Here is a 15,675-nt window from a genome sequence, read left to right as displayed (position 1 = left end):
AGTCGTAACAAGGTAGCCGTAGGGGAACCTGCGGCTGGATCACCTCCTTAATCGACGACATCAGCTGCTCCATAAGTTCCCACACGAATTGCTTGATTCATTGAAGAAGACGATAAGAAGCAGCCCGAAATTGGGTCTGTAGCTCAGTTGGTTAGAGCGCACCCCTGATAAGGGTGAGGTCGGCAGTTCGAATCTGCCCAGACCCACCAATTTTGTGTGGGAAACGCCTGTAGAAATACGGGGCCATAGCTCAGCTGGGAGAGCGCCTGCCTTGCACGCAGGAGGTCAACGGTTCGATCCCGTTTGGCTCCACCACTACTGCTTCTAGAAGTTGAAAGCTTAGAAATGAGCATTCCATCAATGTGATGGTGAATGTTGATTTCTAGTCTTTGATTAGATCGTTCTTTAAAAATTTGGGTATGTGATAGAAAGATAGACTGAACGTTACTTTCACTGGTAACGGATCAGGCTAAGGTAAAATTTGTGAGTAATTGCGAATTTTCGGCGAATGTCGTCTTCACAGTATAACCAGATTGCTTGGGGTTATATGGTCAAGTGAAGAAGCGCATACGGTGGATGCCTTGGCAGTCAGAGGCGATGAAAGACGTGGTAGCCTGCGAAAAGCTTCGGGGAGTCGGCAAACAGACTTTGATCCGGAGATGTCTGAATGGGGGAACCCAGCCATCATAAGATGGTTACCTTACACTGAATACATAGGTGTAAGGAGCGAACCAGGGGAACTGAAACATCTAAGTACCCTGAGGAAAAGAAATCAACCGAGATTCCCTTAGTAGTGGCGAGCGAACGGGGACTAGCCCTTAAGTGGCTTTGAGATTAGCGGAACGCTCTGGAAAGTGCGGCCATAGTGGGTGATAGCCCTGTACGCGAAAATCTCTTAGTCATGAAATCGAGTAGGACGGAGCACGAGAAACTTTGTCTGAATATGGGGGGACCATCCTCCAAGGCTAAATACTACTGACTGACCGATAGTGAACTAGTACCGTGAGGGAAAGGCGAAAAGAACCCCGGAGAGGGGAGTGAAATAGATCCTGAAACCGTATGCGTACAAGCAGTGGGAGCAGACTTTGTTCTGTGACTGCGTACCTTTTGTATAATGGGTCAGCGACTTATTTTCAGTGGCGAGCTTAACCGAATAGGGGAGGCGTAGCGAAAGCGAGTCTTAATAGGGCGTCTAGTCGCTGGGAATAGACCCGAAACCGGGCGATCTATCCATGGGCAGGTTGAAGGTTGGGTAACACTAACTGGAGGACCGAACCGACTACCGTTGAAAAGTTAGCGGATGACCTGTGGATCGGAGTGAAAGGCTAATCAAGCTCGGAGATAGCTGGTTCTCCTCGAAAGCTATTTAGGTAGCGCCTCATGTATCACTGTAGGGGGTAGAGCACTGTTTCGGCTAGGGGGTCATCCCGACTTACCAAACCGATGCAAACTCCGAATACCTACAAGTGCCGAGCATGGGAGACACACGGCGGGTGCTAACGTCCGTCGTGAAAAGGGAAACAACCCAGACCGTCAGCTAAGGTCCCAAAGTTATGGTTAAGTGGGAAACGATGTGGGAAGGCTTAGACAGCTAGGAGGTTGGCTTAGAAGCAGCCACCCTTTAAAGAAAGCGTAATAGCTCACTAGTCGAGTCGGCCTGCGCGGAAGATGTAACGGGGCTCAAACCATACACCGAAGCTACGGGTATCACGTAAGTGATGCGGTAGAGGAGCGTTCTGTAAGCCTGTGAAGGTGAGTTGAGAAGCTTGCTGGAGGTATCAGAAGTGCGAATGCTGACATGAGTAACGATAATGGGTGTGAAAAACACCCACGCCGAAAGACCAAGGTTTCCTGCGCAACGTTAATCGACGCAGGGTTAGTCGGTCCCTAAGGCGAGGCTGAAAAGCGTAGTCGATGGAAAACAGGTTAATATTCCTGTACTTCTGGTTATTGCGATGGAGGGACGGAGAAGGCTAGGCCAGCTTGGCGTTGGTTGTCCAAGTTTAAGGTGGTAGGCTGAGATCTTAGGTAAATCCGGGATCTTAAGGCCGAGAGCTGATGACGAGTTGTCTTTTAGATGACGAAGTGGTTGATGCCATGCTTCCAAGAAAAGCTTCTAAGCTTCAGGTAACCAGGAACCGTACCCCAAACCGACACAGGTGGTTGGGTAGAGAATACCAAGGCGCTTGAGAGAACTCGGGTGAAGGAACTAGGCAAAATGGCACCGTAACTTCGGGAGAAGGTGCGCCGGTGAGGGTGAAGGACTTGCTCCGTAAGCCCATGCCGGTCGAAGATACCAGGCCGCTGCGACTGTTTATTAAAAACACAGCACTCTGCAAACACGAAAGTGGACGTATAGGGTGTGACGCCTGCCCGGTGCCGGAAGGTTAATTGATGGGGTTAGCTAACGCGAAGCTCTTGATCGAAGCCCCGGTAAACGGCGGCCGTAACTATAACGGTCCTAAGGTAGCGAAATTCCTTGTCGGGTAAGTTCCGACCTGCACGAATGGCGTAACGATGGCGGCGCTGTCTCCACCCGAGACTCAGTGAAATTGAAATCGCTGTGAAGATGCAGTGTATCCGCGGCTAGACGGAAAGACCCCGTGAACCTTTACTATAGCTTTGCACTGGACTTTGAATTTGCTTGTGTAGGATAGGTGGGAGGCTTTGAAGCGTGGACGCCAGTTCGCGTGGAGCCAACCTTGAAATACCACCCTGGCAACTTTGAGGTTCTAACTCAGGTCCGTTATCCGGATCGAGGACAGTGTATGGTGGGTAGTTTGACTGGGGCGGTCTCCTCCTAAAGAGTAACGGAGGAGTACGAAGGTGCGCTCAGACCGGTCGGAAATCGGTCGTAGAGTATAAAGGCAAAAGCGCGCTTGACTGCGAGACAGACACGTCGAGCAGGTACGAAAGTAGGTCTTAGTGATCCGGTGGTTCTGTATGGAAGGGCCATCGCTCAACGGATAAAAGGTACTCCGGGGATAACAGGCTGATACCGCCCAAGAGTTCATATCGACGGCGGTGTTTGGCACCTCGATGTCGGCTCATCACATCCTGGGGCTGAAGCCGGTCCCAAGGGTATGGCTGTTCGCCATTTAAAGTGGTACGCGAGCTGGGTTTAGAACGTCGTGAGACAGTTCGGTCCCTATCTGCCGTGGACGTTTGAGATTTGAGAGGGGCTGCTCCTAGTACGAGAGGACCGGAGTGGACGAACCTCTGGTGTTCCGGTTGTCACGCCAGTGGCATTGCCGGGTAGCTATGTTCGGAATAGATAACCGCTGAAAGCATCTAAGCGGGAAACTAGCCTCAAGATGAGATCTCACTGGGACCTTGAGTCCCCTGAAGGGCCGTCGAAGACTACGACGTTGATAGGTTGGGTGTGTAAGCGCTGTGAGGCGTTGAGCTAACCAATACTAATTGCCCGTGAGGCTTGACCATATAACACCCAAGCAATTTGCTTGCTTCGAGCTGAAAAGCGAAAGAGCACCAGATTGCGGTGTGTGAAGACGAAACGAACCGAAAGTTCGAATCTCACAAAACACCAAAGCTATCACATACCCAATTTGCTGAAGCGAGGCCATGAGGTCACGAGTCAGTACCCGAATTTCTTGACGACCATAGAGCATTGGAACCACCTGATCCCATCCCGAACTCAGTAGTGAAACGATGCATCGCCGATGGTAGTGTGGGGTTTCCCCATGTGAGAGTAGGTCATCGTCAAGATTAAATTCCAGAACCCCTGTTTGCTCACGCAGACAGGGGTTTTGTTTATAGTAGAAGTCCATGAATTCAGTTGGGACGTTGTTTACGCGACGGCCTGGCCTACAGAATTTCTTGACGACCATAGAGCATTGGAACCACCTGATCCCATCCCGAACTCAGTAGTGAAACGATGCATCGCCGATGGTAGTGTGGGGTTTCCCCATGTGAGAGTAGGTCATCGTCAAGATCAAATTCCAAAACCCCTGTCTGCAAACGCAGACAGGGGTTTTGTCGTTTAGAGGGCTGGGTAGCGATCCTGCAGTCGTTCATTTGCAACCGTCAAACCTGAGCGAGCGACAGACACAAAAAGTCAGATTCATGATCTCAGGCGCGCGCTGATGTTTGGTAACCATCCGGTCGTCACCACCTCCCGATCACCCTCAAAATTCGCCAAGATTGTGGACACCATTTGTAGCCAGTGTGCGACCCTTTTTGCCTGTCGAGGTAATCGAAGCACCAATCGACTTGCCGGCAGGAGCTCCGCCGCCACAAGAGCGCCATTCCGGGATTTTAGTCGAGGTGGGCAAAGCCAAGCTGCGCATCGCCGATACGGCTGACCCACAGACCTTGCAGCAGTTGCTGCGATGATTGTCTCTTCCGCAGGAACCCGTATCTGGATCACCGCCGGTGTCATTGACATGCGCCGTGGCTTCGATGGATTGCCCGCGTTGGTAAAACCACCGCCGGAAGTCGATCCCTTCTCCGGCCAGATTTTTGCCTTTTTTGGACGACGCGGTGATCGCATCAAATTGCTGTGATGGGACGGCGACAGTTTGTACCTGTTCCGCACCCGATCAATCGAGTGGACGAATTACTACTGCCTTGGAGCGTTTCCCTTAATCCTCTCAAACACTGCGAGGCTGCTTGATCCATGCCAAAAACATCTCATTTGTCCGTGGTTGAAACCGACCGTGTCCTGGTACGGCGCATGGAATTTAAATAGGTAAAACCTTCGACATGGCATCGGGTGGCGATGCCTGAGCTCATCACTTCGAGCAACTTGCATCGCGTGATCCAGGCTGTTTGAATCGCCCCGGATTCTCTAGACACCTTGCAAGCTCATTGCATAACGCTTTTCAAACTCTACCGGTGACAGCTGATTGTTGAAACCATGGCGGCGTTTTGCGTTGTAGAACATCTCGATGTAATCAAACACATCACTACGAGCATCTTCGCGCGTGGAATAGATTTTCCGCTTGATCCGTTCCCGCTTTAGAAGCTGGAAAAAGCTCTCAGCCACGGCGTTGTCATGACAATTGCCTCGGCGGCTCATGCTGGCAACCAAATTGTTCGCCTTCAAAAAACTGCGCCAATCGGAGCTGCTGTACTGGCTGCCCTGGTCGGAGTGAACCATCACCTCCTGTTTCGGTTTTCGCCTCCAAACCGCCATCAATAACGCATCAATGGCCAAATCACTGGTCATCTGCGATTTCATTGACCAGCCGACGACCTGACGAGAAAACAGATCCAGCACGACCGCCAAATACAGCCAGCCTTCATACGTGCGAATGTAGGTGATGTCGGTGACCCAAACTTTGTTGGGTTCTACGACATCGAACTGGCGCTTCAGCAAATTGGGTGAGGCGACCGCTGGCTTACCGCCGTACTTGCCAGGGCGGCGTCGATACCCTGTCTGAGAGCGCAGACCTTCAAGACGCATCAGCCTCGCCACACGATGCCGACCACAATCCTCACCGACCTCGCGCAGATCGTCATGAATTTTGCGATAGCCATAAACACCGCCGCTCTCCAGCCATGAATGCTTGATCAAACCCAGCAATCGTTGGTCGTCTTTAGCGCGTGCAGATTGCGGCTCAGACAACCAAGCGTAATAACCACTGGGATGGACTTTCAGCGTCAGGCAAAGCCGCCGAATGGAATAGTCGCCCGCTCGCTGCTTGATAAAGGCGTACTTCAACCGCACTCCTTGGCAAAGTACGCGGCCGCCTTTTTTAAGATGTCTCGCTCTTCGGTGACCCGCTTGAGTTCGGCTCGCAGACGCCGCAGTTCCGCGTGCTGATCATCGTCTTGCTGCCGTTCTGCCTGAGGTTTGCTGTAGCGCTTTATCCAGGCATAGAGGCTATGCGACGACACGCCAAGACGCGCCGCCACATCAGCGACAGGCAGCTTCTTTTCGGTCACTTGATTGACCGCTTGGATTTTGAATTCTTCGGGATAACGTGGGTTGCTCATGGCACCTCCTGATTGGCCTCAGTTTAAGGCATGGAGGTGTCTACGAAACCCGGGGCGATTCAGTTTTTGACTGGAGCGATACGCACCTTATCGTTGAGATCGGTGGCATGAGTCAGTCCGCCTAGCCAAGTAATCGGCGTACGTTGTCCAGGGCGCTGTTGGCGAAGCCTTGCACAAATTGTTCAAACCCCACCTGTGTCGTGTCTACAGGTTCGGCAATAATCGTCCAGGTTACCCTGGAGCACTTATCGCCCAATGCGTCCACATTGATTGCCGCCCATAACCTGGCCACGCCCAGGGTGTTGTAGATCGTGGTCCAGGTCATGTGCATGGCGTGCTCATCTCGACTGTTGAGTTGCTCTACCACGCGGTTGCCATCGCGGAAAAATTTTGTGCGCAAAGCGCCTATACCGTTACCGATCGTTTCGATATGGGACAGGGCCGGAATGAACACGTCGAAGCTAGTGAACTGCCCCACCATGTTCCACAGTCGGCGGGCATGACAGTTGACCACAACAGAGGCCACTATCGGCACTCCGGTCGGGTTGCGGATTAACGTATCGGGTTGCAGCGGTTTCATGAGGTCGTCCTGAAGGGGTCAAAGGAAGTTGATGGCCTTGAGGTATTTGTAACCTTTGCTTAACAGCGCCGAGTCTTTTTCGGGGTATTGTTCGCCCATTTGTTGAACACCCTGTCGCGCGTGGTCGTGGCGAATCATTGAGGTATCGCCGATGTCTTCATCCAAGCGATCGAGGTAAAAACCCAGTACGCCAAAGAGTGCGTTGTCCTCATTCACTGTCCGTAGTGCCTGTTGCCATTGGGCAATGCTCACGCGTTCGAATATGTGACCTGCCCGGCTGAATGCGTCCAGGTAGTGCTCCCAACTCAGGGGCTGTGGGTTATGCAGGTTGAATACGCTTCTATCGGCTTGAAAGTGGCTGCAGTGGTATGCGATGAAACGGGCCAGGAAGTCCACCGGCATCAGGTCGAAGTTCAGATCCAGTCGAGGAAGCAAGCCCAACTGCAGCGATCCTTTGAGCATCAGCATCAGGCGATTTTTCTGCGGCCGGCAAACCCCATTGCGGCTGTTGAAGCTGATGTTTCCGGGACGATGGATATTCACCCAGGCACCTTGGCTTACTGCTCGTCCCAAATGCTGCTCGGCGACCCACTTGGAGAGGTTGTAACCATTCTTGATATACAGCGGCAACGTGGCTGCGGCAGGTGCTTCCAGGACATTTCCCTGCGAGTCGACACTGCTGGAAGCCGACAGCGTCGAGATAAAATTCAGGACTTTCTTGCGGCGGGTTTCGCACAAACGCAGGCATTCGAATATGGGCTCGACGTTGTCCTTGGCCAGTGAAACGTAGTCCATGACGTGATTGACTCGTGCAGCGTTGTGCACCAACACACCGAATCCCTCCGCGAGGGCGTCGTACACGTCGACTGTTAACCCCAATCGCGGCAGGCTGATGTCTGCGGCAAACACTCGTATCCGGCTCAGGTCCAAGTGTTCCAGGCGGTATTCGCGCAACGCCTGAGCAAACCGCTCCGTCGCCGAGTGCCCCGGTTCCTCCCGTACCAGGCACGCCACCTCAGTTGCGCCGCCGGCCAGTAACGCTTCGACGATATGGACGCCGACGAAGCTGTTGGCGCCCGTCACGATGACTTTTTGCGGGTCGCCCGCGAGCTCCTTGGGCAATGTGTCGATTACCCACTGTCGTTGCGCATCCCGCACCGCCTGGCCAGATAGCGCGTCGGGCCGCTCGCCTTCTTCCACCAACATCGCGAGCGTGCGGATCGTCGGCACTTCAATGAAATGGCTCAACGTGAAGCTACGCCCAAATTGCTCGCGGACGCGCAGTAACAGCGTCGACAGCAAAATCGAGTGGCCACCGAGGTCGAAGAAGCCATCGTCAATAGACAGTTCATCCGCAGGCAACCCCAACAGCTCACCCCACAGGGTGACGAGTCGAACTTGAATTGGGGTATGCGCGGCGCTGCGGGAGGACTGCAAGAGTGGGCGCGCCGGTAATGCCAGCAAGCTCTCGCGATCGACCTTACCGTTGCTGGAGTGCGGCATGCCTGGCAATTCGTTGAGGAAGTCGGGCTGCATATAACCTGGCAACCACTGCCGGGCATGCTGTTGCAGGGCCGCCAGTGTGGCGCCCGGTTCGGGCTGGGCGACGAAGCCTCGGATGCTGCTGTCACGATCGATAACCACCACGACCTGGCGATAGAGTCGGCTGTCGCGCAAGCATTGTTCAATTTCCTGGGGTTCGACCCGAAAGCCACGAATCTTTACCTGGTCGTCGCGTCGCCCGCCCAGCACGATGCCGTCAGCCGTCCACTTGGCCAGGTCACCGCTGCGGTAGGCGCGCAGGGTCTGGCCGCCAGGTACGGCCAGATCCACGAAGGCGCTGACGGCCTGTTGCGACGGAGTCACGTACCCAAGACTCACCCCTGGGCCGGTGATGTACACCTCGCCTATGACCTGTTCATCCACCGGTTGCAGGTTGTCATCGAGGATCAACACCTGGCTGTTGGCAATGGGCTGGCCAACGTTGCGGTTACTGTCATCGGGCTGCAACGTCCGGTGGGTGACCAGCACCGTGGCCTCCGTTGGGCCATAGAGATTATGAAACTGACATTGCCCCGCCAGCCGTTCGATCACATGGGGCTCGCAGACCTCGCCCCCTGTCAGCAGGTGTGTCAGCCCCAGCGGTTGATCGAGCGGCAGGGTGCTCAACAACGCGGGGGGCAGAAAGGCGTGAGTGATGCGTTGCCGACGCAGCAGTACCAGTAACTGGTAAGGGTCGCGTCGCTGCTCTTCACTGGGGACGATCAATTCGGCGCCTGCTACCAGGGCGGGGAAGATATCGATCAGCGACGAGTCAAAGCTCAGCGACGAAAACTGCAGTACGCGGCTCTGCTCTTCCAGGCTCAGGCAGGCGCGGCACCAGGCCGTGAAATGTGCGAGGTTGGTCTGGCTGAGCAATACCCCTTTGGGCTGGCCGGTGGTGCCCGATGTGAAGAGCGCCATGCAGGGCGCATCGGCGCGGGGGCAATGTGGCATCAATGGCCGCGTGAGGTCGACGCCATGAGGGGTGACAGTGCTGACATCCAACGCGATGAAATGCCCTCGCAACGGGTGCTGGCCGGCGTCAAGCAATACGCGCGCACCTGCACTGTCGAGCATGAGCTGATGACGTTGAGGTGGATGATCGGACCCTAGCGGCAGGTACACCGCCCCGCAGCCCAGCACCGCCAGGATGCTGGCGTACAGCTCGATGGATTTTTCCAGGTACACACCGACCACCGTGGGTGTCTCGAAAGCCACCAGCAAGGGGTGCAATCGTTGCTGGATGGCCAGTGCCCGGATATGCAACTGCCGGTAGGTCACTGGGTTGCCTGCGATGTTCAACGCCGGTCGTTCGGCGAAGGTATGAAGGCTGGCCTGTAATCGTTCGATCACCGGCACCTGGGCTTGCAGCAGCGCTGCGGGATCTGCGGTGCGATTGAACCGATGGAGATACGCCAGCGCCTCAAGCCCTTGCAAACCCTGCTCGGGCCAGTCATTGCCTTCCGCGCTTGCCGAAAAATACCCAGGGTCCCGCGAGAAAGCGCTGACGTGCAGCGCAACCCACTCGACCAGCGTGCGGGTCACCTGCTGGCGCAGCCGCTGGCCGTTGCCGCTGGGCTCATCAGCGACGTTCAGCACGGCCAATAACCGTCTGTCGCGGGTGTAGGCGCGCAGTTGCAGCGTTGGCAGCCCGTGCTGGGCGAGCGGTCCAAAACCCACGCGCAGGCTCAGCCATGGGACGTGGTCAGCGTGGACTGGTCGCGCCTCGCTCCCATCTTCAACCAGCAGGTCGAGGGCTGCATCACCCGAGATATGCCCGTATTGTTCCAGCATCTGCCTGATGTCCCCCAGGACGCTGCTGGTGCCGTTCCATCCGATTTTCAGGCACCTCATGCCGGCCTCCCGGACAGGGGCAAGTAGTCGTCCAGCGCCTGTGTCACGCTGGGTGTTTGCAGTAAGCCGCTGTGTTGCAGGAACCCCATGATGTTGCCCATCAACGGATGCTGGCGGGTGATGGGGAACGCCAGCGCCACGACTTCATCACGCAATGCATCGCGCACGCTGTCGGCGACGTCGAGGTGTTCGATCAAATTCAGATCGAAATTTTTCTGCAGGTCGTTGGTCAGGTAATGCGCCAGGAAAGTGGGCAGCACTTGGGCGATGCTGTCGCGGTCATCGGCGCTCGCAGCATGCCAATACAGGCGTACCAGTCGCGTCCAGAATTGGGCGTGGCGACCTTCGTCAAACAGGTGGTCGGCCATCAAGCCACGGATGGAGGCTTTGACACTGTTGTCCTTGGCAAACGCCGCCACGTCGTGGGTCAGGGTGTTTTCGGCAATGGCGACGCCAATCAACTCCACAGCATCGCGCAGGTGAGCCGGTACCTGGGCCTGTGCGGCCGGCAGCGCGCGGTTCAGTTCGATTTGCGTGGGCAAGTCCAGTGGCTGGATGCCAGTCATGGTCACGGTCTGTTGCAGGAAGTCCAACGCGACCAGGGCATGGTAGTCCTCGTCCACCACGACGGTCATCGCGTCATAGCGGCAGGCCAGGGGGAAGGGCACCGAGAAGCGAGCCTTGGCAATGCTGCGCGCCGTCTTGTCGACGATTTCGGTTTCGAAGATCACCACGTCGTTGATGAATTTGTAGAAGCTTTGCAGCAGCACGAAGTCGCGCCATTGCGGACACTGTTCAACAAAGGTCGCACTCAGCACTAAAGGCTGCCGGCACATCGGATAGATCAATCTGTCATCGTTTTCCAGCACGCGGCGAGGGCGTGTACGGATGGTGGCGCGGCGTTCCCATTCGTCGGCGATGGAGAGGTAGTCGGCAATGTTCATGGGCGCACCTCTTGCAGCGAGACCTGCACCTCGTTCCAGAACGTGATACGGCTTTGCACGGCGGCGAGGGCGGTGTCGCCGGCCTGTTGCGGATAAGCCGGATCTGCGCTGACCAGGCGCTCAAGCAACTGTTGCGCCGCCGGCCCATGATCCCCGGCGTCCAGTTCGATGTGGCGTTTGAGGTAGTCGCACAAAATTGGGGCCTGGCGTTGGATGAAATCATCCGTTTGCAGCAAGCGCTCGAACAGGGTGGGGATGACATGCTCGCGGCCATGAAGAAAGGCTGCCGCTACACAGTGAGTGGGCGCGTGCGCCGCCATGTGCAAGGTGGTGCTGACGAAGCGGGCCACGCCAGGCGGCGGGTCAACCTCGTGCAAGGCCGCGCTCGCCTCCAGCCCCTTGCGTAGCAGCGCAACGAAACGGTTGATCGCCGCGGTGCTGGCGCCGGCTTCGGTCATGGCTTCCAGGTACAGCTCGAAGTGGCTGCAGTGACCCTGTCGGGGATGAATGTCTGATTCTTCACCGAGTACGATCTCGTTGATCAGGCGGGCGGCGTGCGGGTCGGCGGGCGGCAGCCACGGTAGGTGGGTGCAGGTCAGGTCCCGTTGCAGTCGCTTGGCCAGGGTCATGAAGTCCCAAACCGCGAATACATGACTTTCCATAAAAAGTTGTAACTTATGGAGTGAAGTTATTTCTGAAAATAACGGATGGCTGCATAACTGCAGTTTTTTTTGTTCAAGTAACGGTTGGTGCATAGTTGATGCCTATAAGTTGTTGCGTCTGCTGTAAACAGCGATGGGCTTTTGTGGTCGGCAAAAAGATAAGCAGGCGTAAACCGGACAGGATACGTAAGGCCCGATGTGCAAGGGCCGCGGTTGAATGAGGAGTCTGGTTTAGTAATAAAAGATGATAGTCGTGTTAAACAAGTTGGCGAGCATATAAATGTGTTAGATGTTTTTCCAAATAATATTGCTGTCAGTAAGTTGTTCTATCGGAAGTGGGAAGTTTCTTTGTCGCAGGCCCCGCCGTATAGGCAGGGACCGCAGCGCTTGAAGTGTAAGGGACCGCGAAAAAACCAGGCGGGTTTACTGGCCGTCGACGTCCAGGCCATTGAGGTAAGTCGTGATCACTTCCATCCCGCGCATCAAGTGATTTCGCAGTGTGAGGATGCTTTCGCCGACTTTTTTCTGCGCCACCAATTGCAGTAATTCACGGTGGTCTTCCTGGGACGTTTCGCCGAGCCCCATGGCCTCAAGGTTGAATCGCAGGAATCGTTCTTCCTCATTCAACCCATGCTCCACCAACTTGAGCAATCGCTGGTTGGGGGCCTTGCCATAGAGGGTCATGTGAAACAGGCGATTGAGTCGACCAATCTCGGTGTAGTCCTTTTCTTGCTCCAATGCGTGGATAAGCGCGTCTGCCTCGGCGATATCGGCCTCGGTGAGCAAGGGGATCGACATGCGCAGCGCTTCAGACTCCAGCAACATGCGCAGCTCATAGGTTTCGGCCGAGTTATCCTCGATCAATGGGGCAACCACAGCGCCTTTGTGCATCACCACATGCAGCAGTGACTGGGCTTCCAGCTGGCGCAGGGCTTCACGCACCGGCATGCGACTGACCCCGAACAGGCTGGCCAGCTCCTGTTGGCGCATGGCTGTGCCGCAGGGCAATCGACCATCGAGGATGGCGTTGCGCAAGGTTTCTTCAATCATGGAGCGAGCGAGATGGGCCGGAATAGGACCACTGATCTTGATGCTGTTCAAAGGGTTCGACTTCTGCGTCACGGTTACGCTTTCCTCCTTTTTAGAATGTTGGCTAATTGGATCCAATGCACACTAGAGACTGCCCATAAGCTTGTCAAACGGGCACGGTTTCGGCTTGTAAGCGCTTCAACACCGCGCTCCGAGCGCCCACAGCCAGCCTTTAGGACGTCTTACGCGCAGATTCAACAGGCTTTCCCCTGAGCGGTACATTCCCGCATATCGATATTCGTTAACGGTATTTAAAATGCGGTTCTTATATCTATAAAGTCACTCTCCTGTCTGACCGGGAGTGACCTCATGTCCGCCACCTCTACTGTTCCAACAGCGAACCCTACCGCCCAAGCTTTCGAGATCCGTCCACTGCCCGGCAGCGTGGGTGCCGAAATCATCGGTCTGGATTTATCCCGTGGGGTCAATGATCAGGATTTCGCGCGCATTCACCGTGCGCACCTGGACCATCACGTTGTTGTGTTCCGCGATCAGCGCATCACGCCCGAACAACAGATCGCTTTCAGCCGACGTTTCGGTGTGCTGCAGATCCACGTGCTCAAGCAGTTCCTACTGGCCAACCACCCGGAAATCCTGATCGTTTCCAACATCATCGAGAATGGCCAGTCCATCGGCCTGGGGGATGCGGGCAAATTCTGGCATTCGGACCTTTCCTATAAAGAGCTGCCGAGCCTTGGCTCGATGCTACATGCCCAGGAGTTGCCCTCCGAAGGCGGCGACACGTTGTTCGCTGACATGCACAAAGCCTGGGACCAGTTGCCCGAACACCTGCGCAAAGCCGTCGACGGCCGCCACGCCGCGCATTCCTACACCGCGCGTTACAGCGAAACCAAATTCGAAGGCAATTGGCGCCCGACGCTGACGCCAGAACAGCTGGCCCAAGTGGCGGAAGTGGTGCACCCCATTGTGCGCACTCACCCGGAGACTGGCCGCAAGGCCCTGTTCGTCAGCGAAGGTTTCACCACTCGCATCATCGGTTTGCCGGAAGACGAAAGCCGCGACCTGCTGGCCCAGCTCTACGCCCACAGCGTGTTGCCGGAAAACACCTACCGCCACCAATGGCAGCCCCACGACTTGGTGTTCTGGGACAACCGCTCGCTGATCCACCTGGCCGCCGGTTGCCCGAGCCATCTGCGCCGCAAGCTGTACCGCACCACCATCCAGGGCGACGCGCCTTTCTGATTGCCCCTGCAAGGAAGTTGAGATGAATGCACCCTTGCAAGGCCACACGGCCAGCAACCCGCACACCACCGCCCCGTTGCTGGCGGTGGATAACGTCAGCCTGGAATACCGTACCCCCGAGCGCGTGGTGCGGGCCACGCACCAGGTCAGTTTCGAGATCGACCCGGCCGATCGCTACGTATTGCTCGGCCCCTCTGGGTGTGGCAAGTCCACCTTGCTCAAGTCCATCGCCGGGTTTATCAAACCCTGTGAAGGCGAGATCCGCCTGCTGGGGCAGAAGGTCGAACAGCCGGGCCCGGACCGCATCGTGGTGTTCCAGGAATTCGACCAATTACCGCCGTGGAAAACCGTCAAACAGAATGTGATGTTTCCGCTGCTGGCGTCGAAAACCCTGCCGCGTCGCGAAGCCGAACAGCGGGCGCTGCACTACCTCGACAAAGTCGGTCTCAGCGCCTTTGCCGACGCCTATCCCCACACGCTTTCCGGCGGCATGAAAGCCCGCGTGGCGATCGCCCGCGCCCTGGCCATGCAGCCGAAAATCCTGCTGATGGACGAACCCTTCGCCGCCCTCGATGCCCTGACCCGACGCAAGATGCAGGAAGAGTTGCTGCAGCTCTGGGAAGAGGTGCGTTTCACCTTGCTGTTTGTCACCCACTCCATCGAAGAGGCGCTGGTGGTGGGCAATCGCATCCTGTTGCTGTCGCCCCATCCCGGGCGCGTGCGCGCGGAAATCCACAGCCATCAATACGATCTGCACAGCCTTGGCGGTGTGGAGTTCCAGGCCTCGGCGCGAAGGATTCATCGCCTGCTGTTCGATGAAGCGCCCGAAGCCGAACGTGAGTTGGGCTTCGCCGATATCCGCATCGCTTACTAAGGCGTTACTTTTTTCAGGAGCGTCCATGCGCCAGGAATATGAAATCACCCTCGAACCGCTGCTCAGCGTCCCTGTGGAACGCGAACTGCCACTGCGCCAACGCCTGTGGCAACAAGGCTGGTTGCGCAAAGGCTTGATCCTGATCGTGCTCGCGATCCTCTGGGAAGCCGTTGCGCGCTACCAGAACAATGACCTGTTGCTGCCGAGCTTCTTGCAGACGTTTCACGCGCTCTACGACGGGCTGCTGAGCGGCGAATTGCTCAGCAAAGTCAGCATCTCGCTGGTGGTGCTGGTCAAGGGCTATCTGATCGGCATCGTGCTGGCGTTTGCCTTGACCACGTTGGCGGTCTCGACGCAATTGGGCCGAGATTTGCTCAGCACCCTGACCTCGATGTTCAACCCGTTGCCGGCCATTGCCCTGCTGCCGCTGGCGCTGTTGTGGTTTGGGCTGGGCCAGAACAGCCTGATTTTCGTGCTGGTGCATTCGGTATTGTGGGCATTGGCGCTCAACACCTATTCGGGGTTTCGCGGGGTGTCCGAAACCCTGCGCATGGCCGGTCGCAACTACGGGTTGAAGGGCATGCGCTTTGTGCTGTTCATCCTGATCCCGGCGGCACTGCCGTCGATCCTCGCCGGCCTGAAAATCGGCTGGGCATTCGCCTGGCGCACGTTGATCGCCGCCGAGCTGGTGTTCGGTGCAACCAGCGGCAAGGGCGGCCTGGGCTGGTACATCTTCCAGAACCGCAATGAGCTGTACACCGACAAGGTATTCGCCGGGTTGGCGGTGGTGATCCTGATCGGCCTGCTGGTGGAAAACCTGGTGTTCGACACTTTCGAACGCTTGACGGTCAAGCGCTGGGGCATGCAGCGCTGATTCACTCAACCAGGGTCAGGCTATCTACAACTCGGTGGAGAGTCGGTGTACCCGGTGGCGCATGTGCGGTACTGAAACCGTAACGTTGAATGTAG

10 protein-coding genes, 2 tRNA genes and 4 rRNA genes (1 of these 16 running past the window's edge) are annotated in these 15,675 nt (G+C 56.3%); 10 read left to right on the top strand and 6 right to left on the bottom strand.

Annotated elements, in window-relative coordinates:
* The 7 genes from BLR63_RS22150 to tnpB form a co-directional block, all read left to right on the top strand.
* Window positions 1-50, top strand: a 16S ribosomal RNA gene (locus tag BLR63_RS22150); it begins 1,487 nt to the left of the window's first position.
* An 82-nt stretch (window positions 51-132) separates the two neighbouring features.
* Window positions 133-209, top strand: a tRNA-Ile gene (locus BLR63_RS22145).
* 30 nt (window positions 210-239) lie between these two features.
* A tRNA-Ala gene (locus BLR63_RS22140) sits at window positions 240-315 on the top strand.
* A 234-nt stretch (window positions 316-549) separates the two neighbouring features.
* Window positions 550-3,441, top strand: a 23S ribosomal RNA gene (locus BLR63_RS22135).
* Between the two features lie 169 nt (window positions 3,442-3,610).
* Window positions 3,611-3,726, top strand: a 5S ribosomal RNA gene (gene rrf, locus BLR63_RS22130).
* A gap of 110 nt (window positions 3,727-3,836) precedes the next feature.
* Window positions 3,837-3,952: ribosomal RNA gene (rrf, locus tag BLR63_RS22125) — 5S ribosomal RNA — on the top strand.
* Together the 16S, 23S and 5S rRNA genes with 2 tRNA genes alongside form the textbook arrangement of a ribosomal RNA operon.
* Before the next feature lie 397 nt (window positions 3,953-4,349).
* A complete protein-coding gene (gene tnpB / locus BLR63_RS22120; RefSeq protein ID WP_010568170.1) occupies window positions 4,350-4,523 on the top strand; it encodes an IS66 family insertion sequence element accessory protein TnpB in 174 nt (57 codons plus the stop codon).
* Between the two features lie 284 nt (window positions 4,524-4,807).
* Here the strand turns inward: tnpB and BLR63_RS22115 are convergent.
* The 6 genes from BLR63_RS22115 to BLR63_RS22090 all read right to left on the bottom strand — a co-directional run bounded on the left by BLR63_RS22115 (window position 4,808) and on the right by BLR63_RS22090 (window position 12,662).
* A protein-coding gene (locus BLR63_RS22115; RefSeq protein ID WP_086008206.1) for an IS3 family transposase occupies window positions 4,808-5,958 on the bottom strand; the annotation gives its coding sequence in 2 pieces (ribosomal slippage) (window positions 4,808-5,724 and window positions 5,724-5,958; 1,152 coding nt in all).
* A gap of 121 nt (window positions 5,959-6,079) precedes the next feature.
* Window positions 6,080-6,538, bottom strand: coding sequence for an SRPBCC family protein (locus tag BLR63_RS22110; protein ID WP_010565325.1), 459 nt, complete (start codon window positions 6,536-6,538; stop codon window positions 6,080-6,082).
* An 18-nt stretch (window positions 6,539-6,556) separates the two neighbouring features.
* A complete protein-coding gene (locus BLR63_RS22105; protein WP_010565326.1) occupies window positions 6,557-9,934 on the bottom strand; it encodes an amino acid adenylation domain-containing protein in 3,378 nt (1,125 codons plus the stop codon).
* Window positions 9,931-10,878 (bottom strand): diiron oxygenase, encoded by a 948-nt coding sequence (locus tag BLR63_RS22100; protein WP_010565327.1) that lies wholly within the window; start codon window positions 10,876-10,878, stop codon window positions 9,931-9,933. Before BLR63_RS22100 ends, BLR63_RS22105 begins: the two co-directional genes overlap by 4 nt.
* Window positions 10,875-11,633 (bottom strand): DUF3050 domain-containing protein, encoded by a 759-nt coding sequence (locus BLR63_RS22095; RefSeq protein ID WP_042946893.1) that lies wholly within the window; start codon window positions 11,631-11,633, stop codon window positions 10,875-10,877. The genes BLR63_RS22100 and BLR63_RS22095 overlap by 4 nt, the downstream gene beginning before the upstream one ends.
* A gap of 330 nt (window positions 11,634-11,963) precedes the next feature.
* Window positions 11,964-12,662 (bottom strand): GntR family transcriptional regulator, encoded by a 699-nt coding sequence (locus BLR63_RS22090; RefSeq protein WP_010565329.1) that lies wholly within the window; start codon window positions 12,660-12,662, stop codon window positions 11,964-11,966.
* Between the two features lie 276 nt (window positions 12,663-12,938).
* Between BLR63_RS22090 and BLR63_RS22085 the strand changes: the two genes are divergently transcribed.
* The 3 genes from BLR63_RS22085 to BLR63_RS22075 are packed head-to-tail and all read left to right on the top strand — an operon-like array spanning window position 12,939 to window position 15,580.
* On the top strand, window positions 12,939-13,832 hold the full coding sequence (locus BLR63_RS22085; protein ID WP_010565330.1) for a TauD/TfdA dioxygenase family protein: 894 nt from the start codon (window positions 12,939-12,941) through the stop codon (window positions 13,830-13,832).
* A gap of 22 nt (window positions 13,833-13,854) precedes the next feature.
* Window positions 13,855-14,706, top strand: coding sequence for an ABC transporter ATP-binding protein (locus BLR63_RS22080; RefSeq protein ID WP_010565331.1), 852 nt, complete (start codon window positions 13,855-13,857; stop codon window positions 14,704-14,706).
* 25 nt (window positions 14,707-14,731) lie between these two features.
* Window positions 14,732-15,580, top strand: coding sequence for an ABC transporter permease (locus BLR63_RS22075; RefSeq protein ID WP_010565332.1), 849 nt, complete (start codon window positions 14,732-14,734; stop codon window positions 15,578-15,580).
* Window positions 15,581-15,675 lie beyond the last annotated feature (95 nt).

It is taken from the genome of Pseudomonas extremaustralis (assembly GCF_900102035.1).
Taxonomy (GTDB): Bacteria; Pseudomonadota; Gammaproteobacteria; order Pseudomonadales; family Pseudomonadaceae; genus Aquipseudomonas; species Aquipseudomonas extremaustralis.
The sequence above is the reverse complement of the archived record's forward strand: the minus strand, read 5'-3'. Positions and strand labels throughout refer to the sequence as shown.

What these genes read in the sequence shown, in the direction of transcription:
- tnpB (WP_010568170.1), top strand. Translation starts at nt 4,350, where the DNA reads ATGATTGTCTCTTCCGCAGGAACCCGTATCTGGATCACCGCCGGTGTC.
- BLR63_RS22075 (WP_010565332.1), top strand. Translation starts at nt 14,732, where the DNA reads ATGCGCCAGGAATATGAAATCACCCTCGAACCGCTGCTCAGCGTCCCT.
- BLR63_RS22100 (WP_010565327.1), bottom strand. Translation starts at nt 10,878, where the DNA reads ATGAACATTGCCGACTACCTCTCCATCGCCGACGAATGGGAACGCCGC.
- BLR63_RS22095 (WP_042946893.1), bottom strand. Translation starts at nt 11,633, where the DNA reads ATGCACCAACCGTTACTTGAACAAAAAAAACTGCAGTTATGCAGCCAT.
- BLR63_RS22110 (WP_010565325.1), bottom strand. Translation starts at nt 6,538, where the DNA reads ATGAAACCGCTGCAACCCGATACGTTAATCCGCAACCCGACCGGAGTG.
- BLR63_RS22105 (WP_010565326.1), bottom strand. Translation starts at nt 9,934, where the DNA reads ATGAGGTGCCTGAAAATCGGATGGAACGGCACCAGCAGCGTCCTGGGG.
- BLR63_RS22085 (WP_010565330.1), top strand. Translation starts at nt 12,939, where the DNA reads ATGTCCGCCACCTCTACTGTTCCAACAGCGAACCCTACCGCCCAAGCT.
- BLR63_RS22080 (WP_010565331.1), top strand. Translation starts at nt 13,855, where the DNA reads ATGAATGCACCCTTGCAAGGCCACACGGCCAGCAACCCGCACACCACC.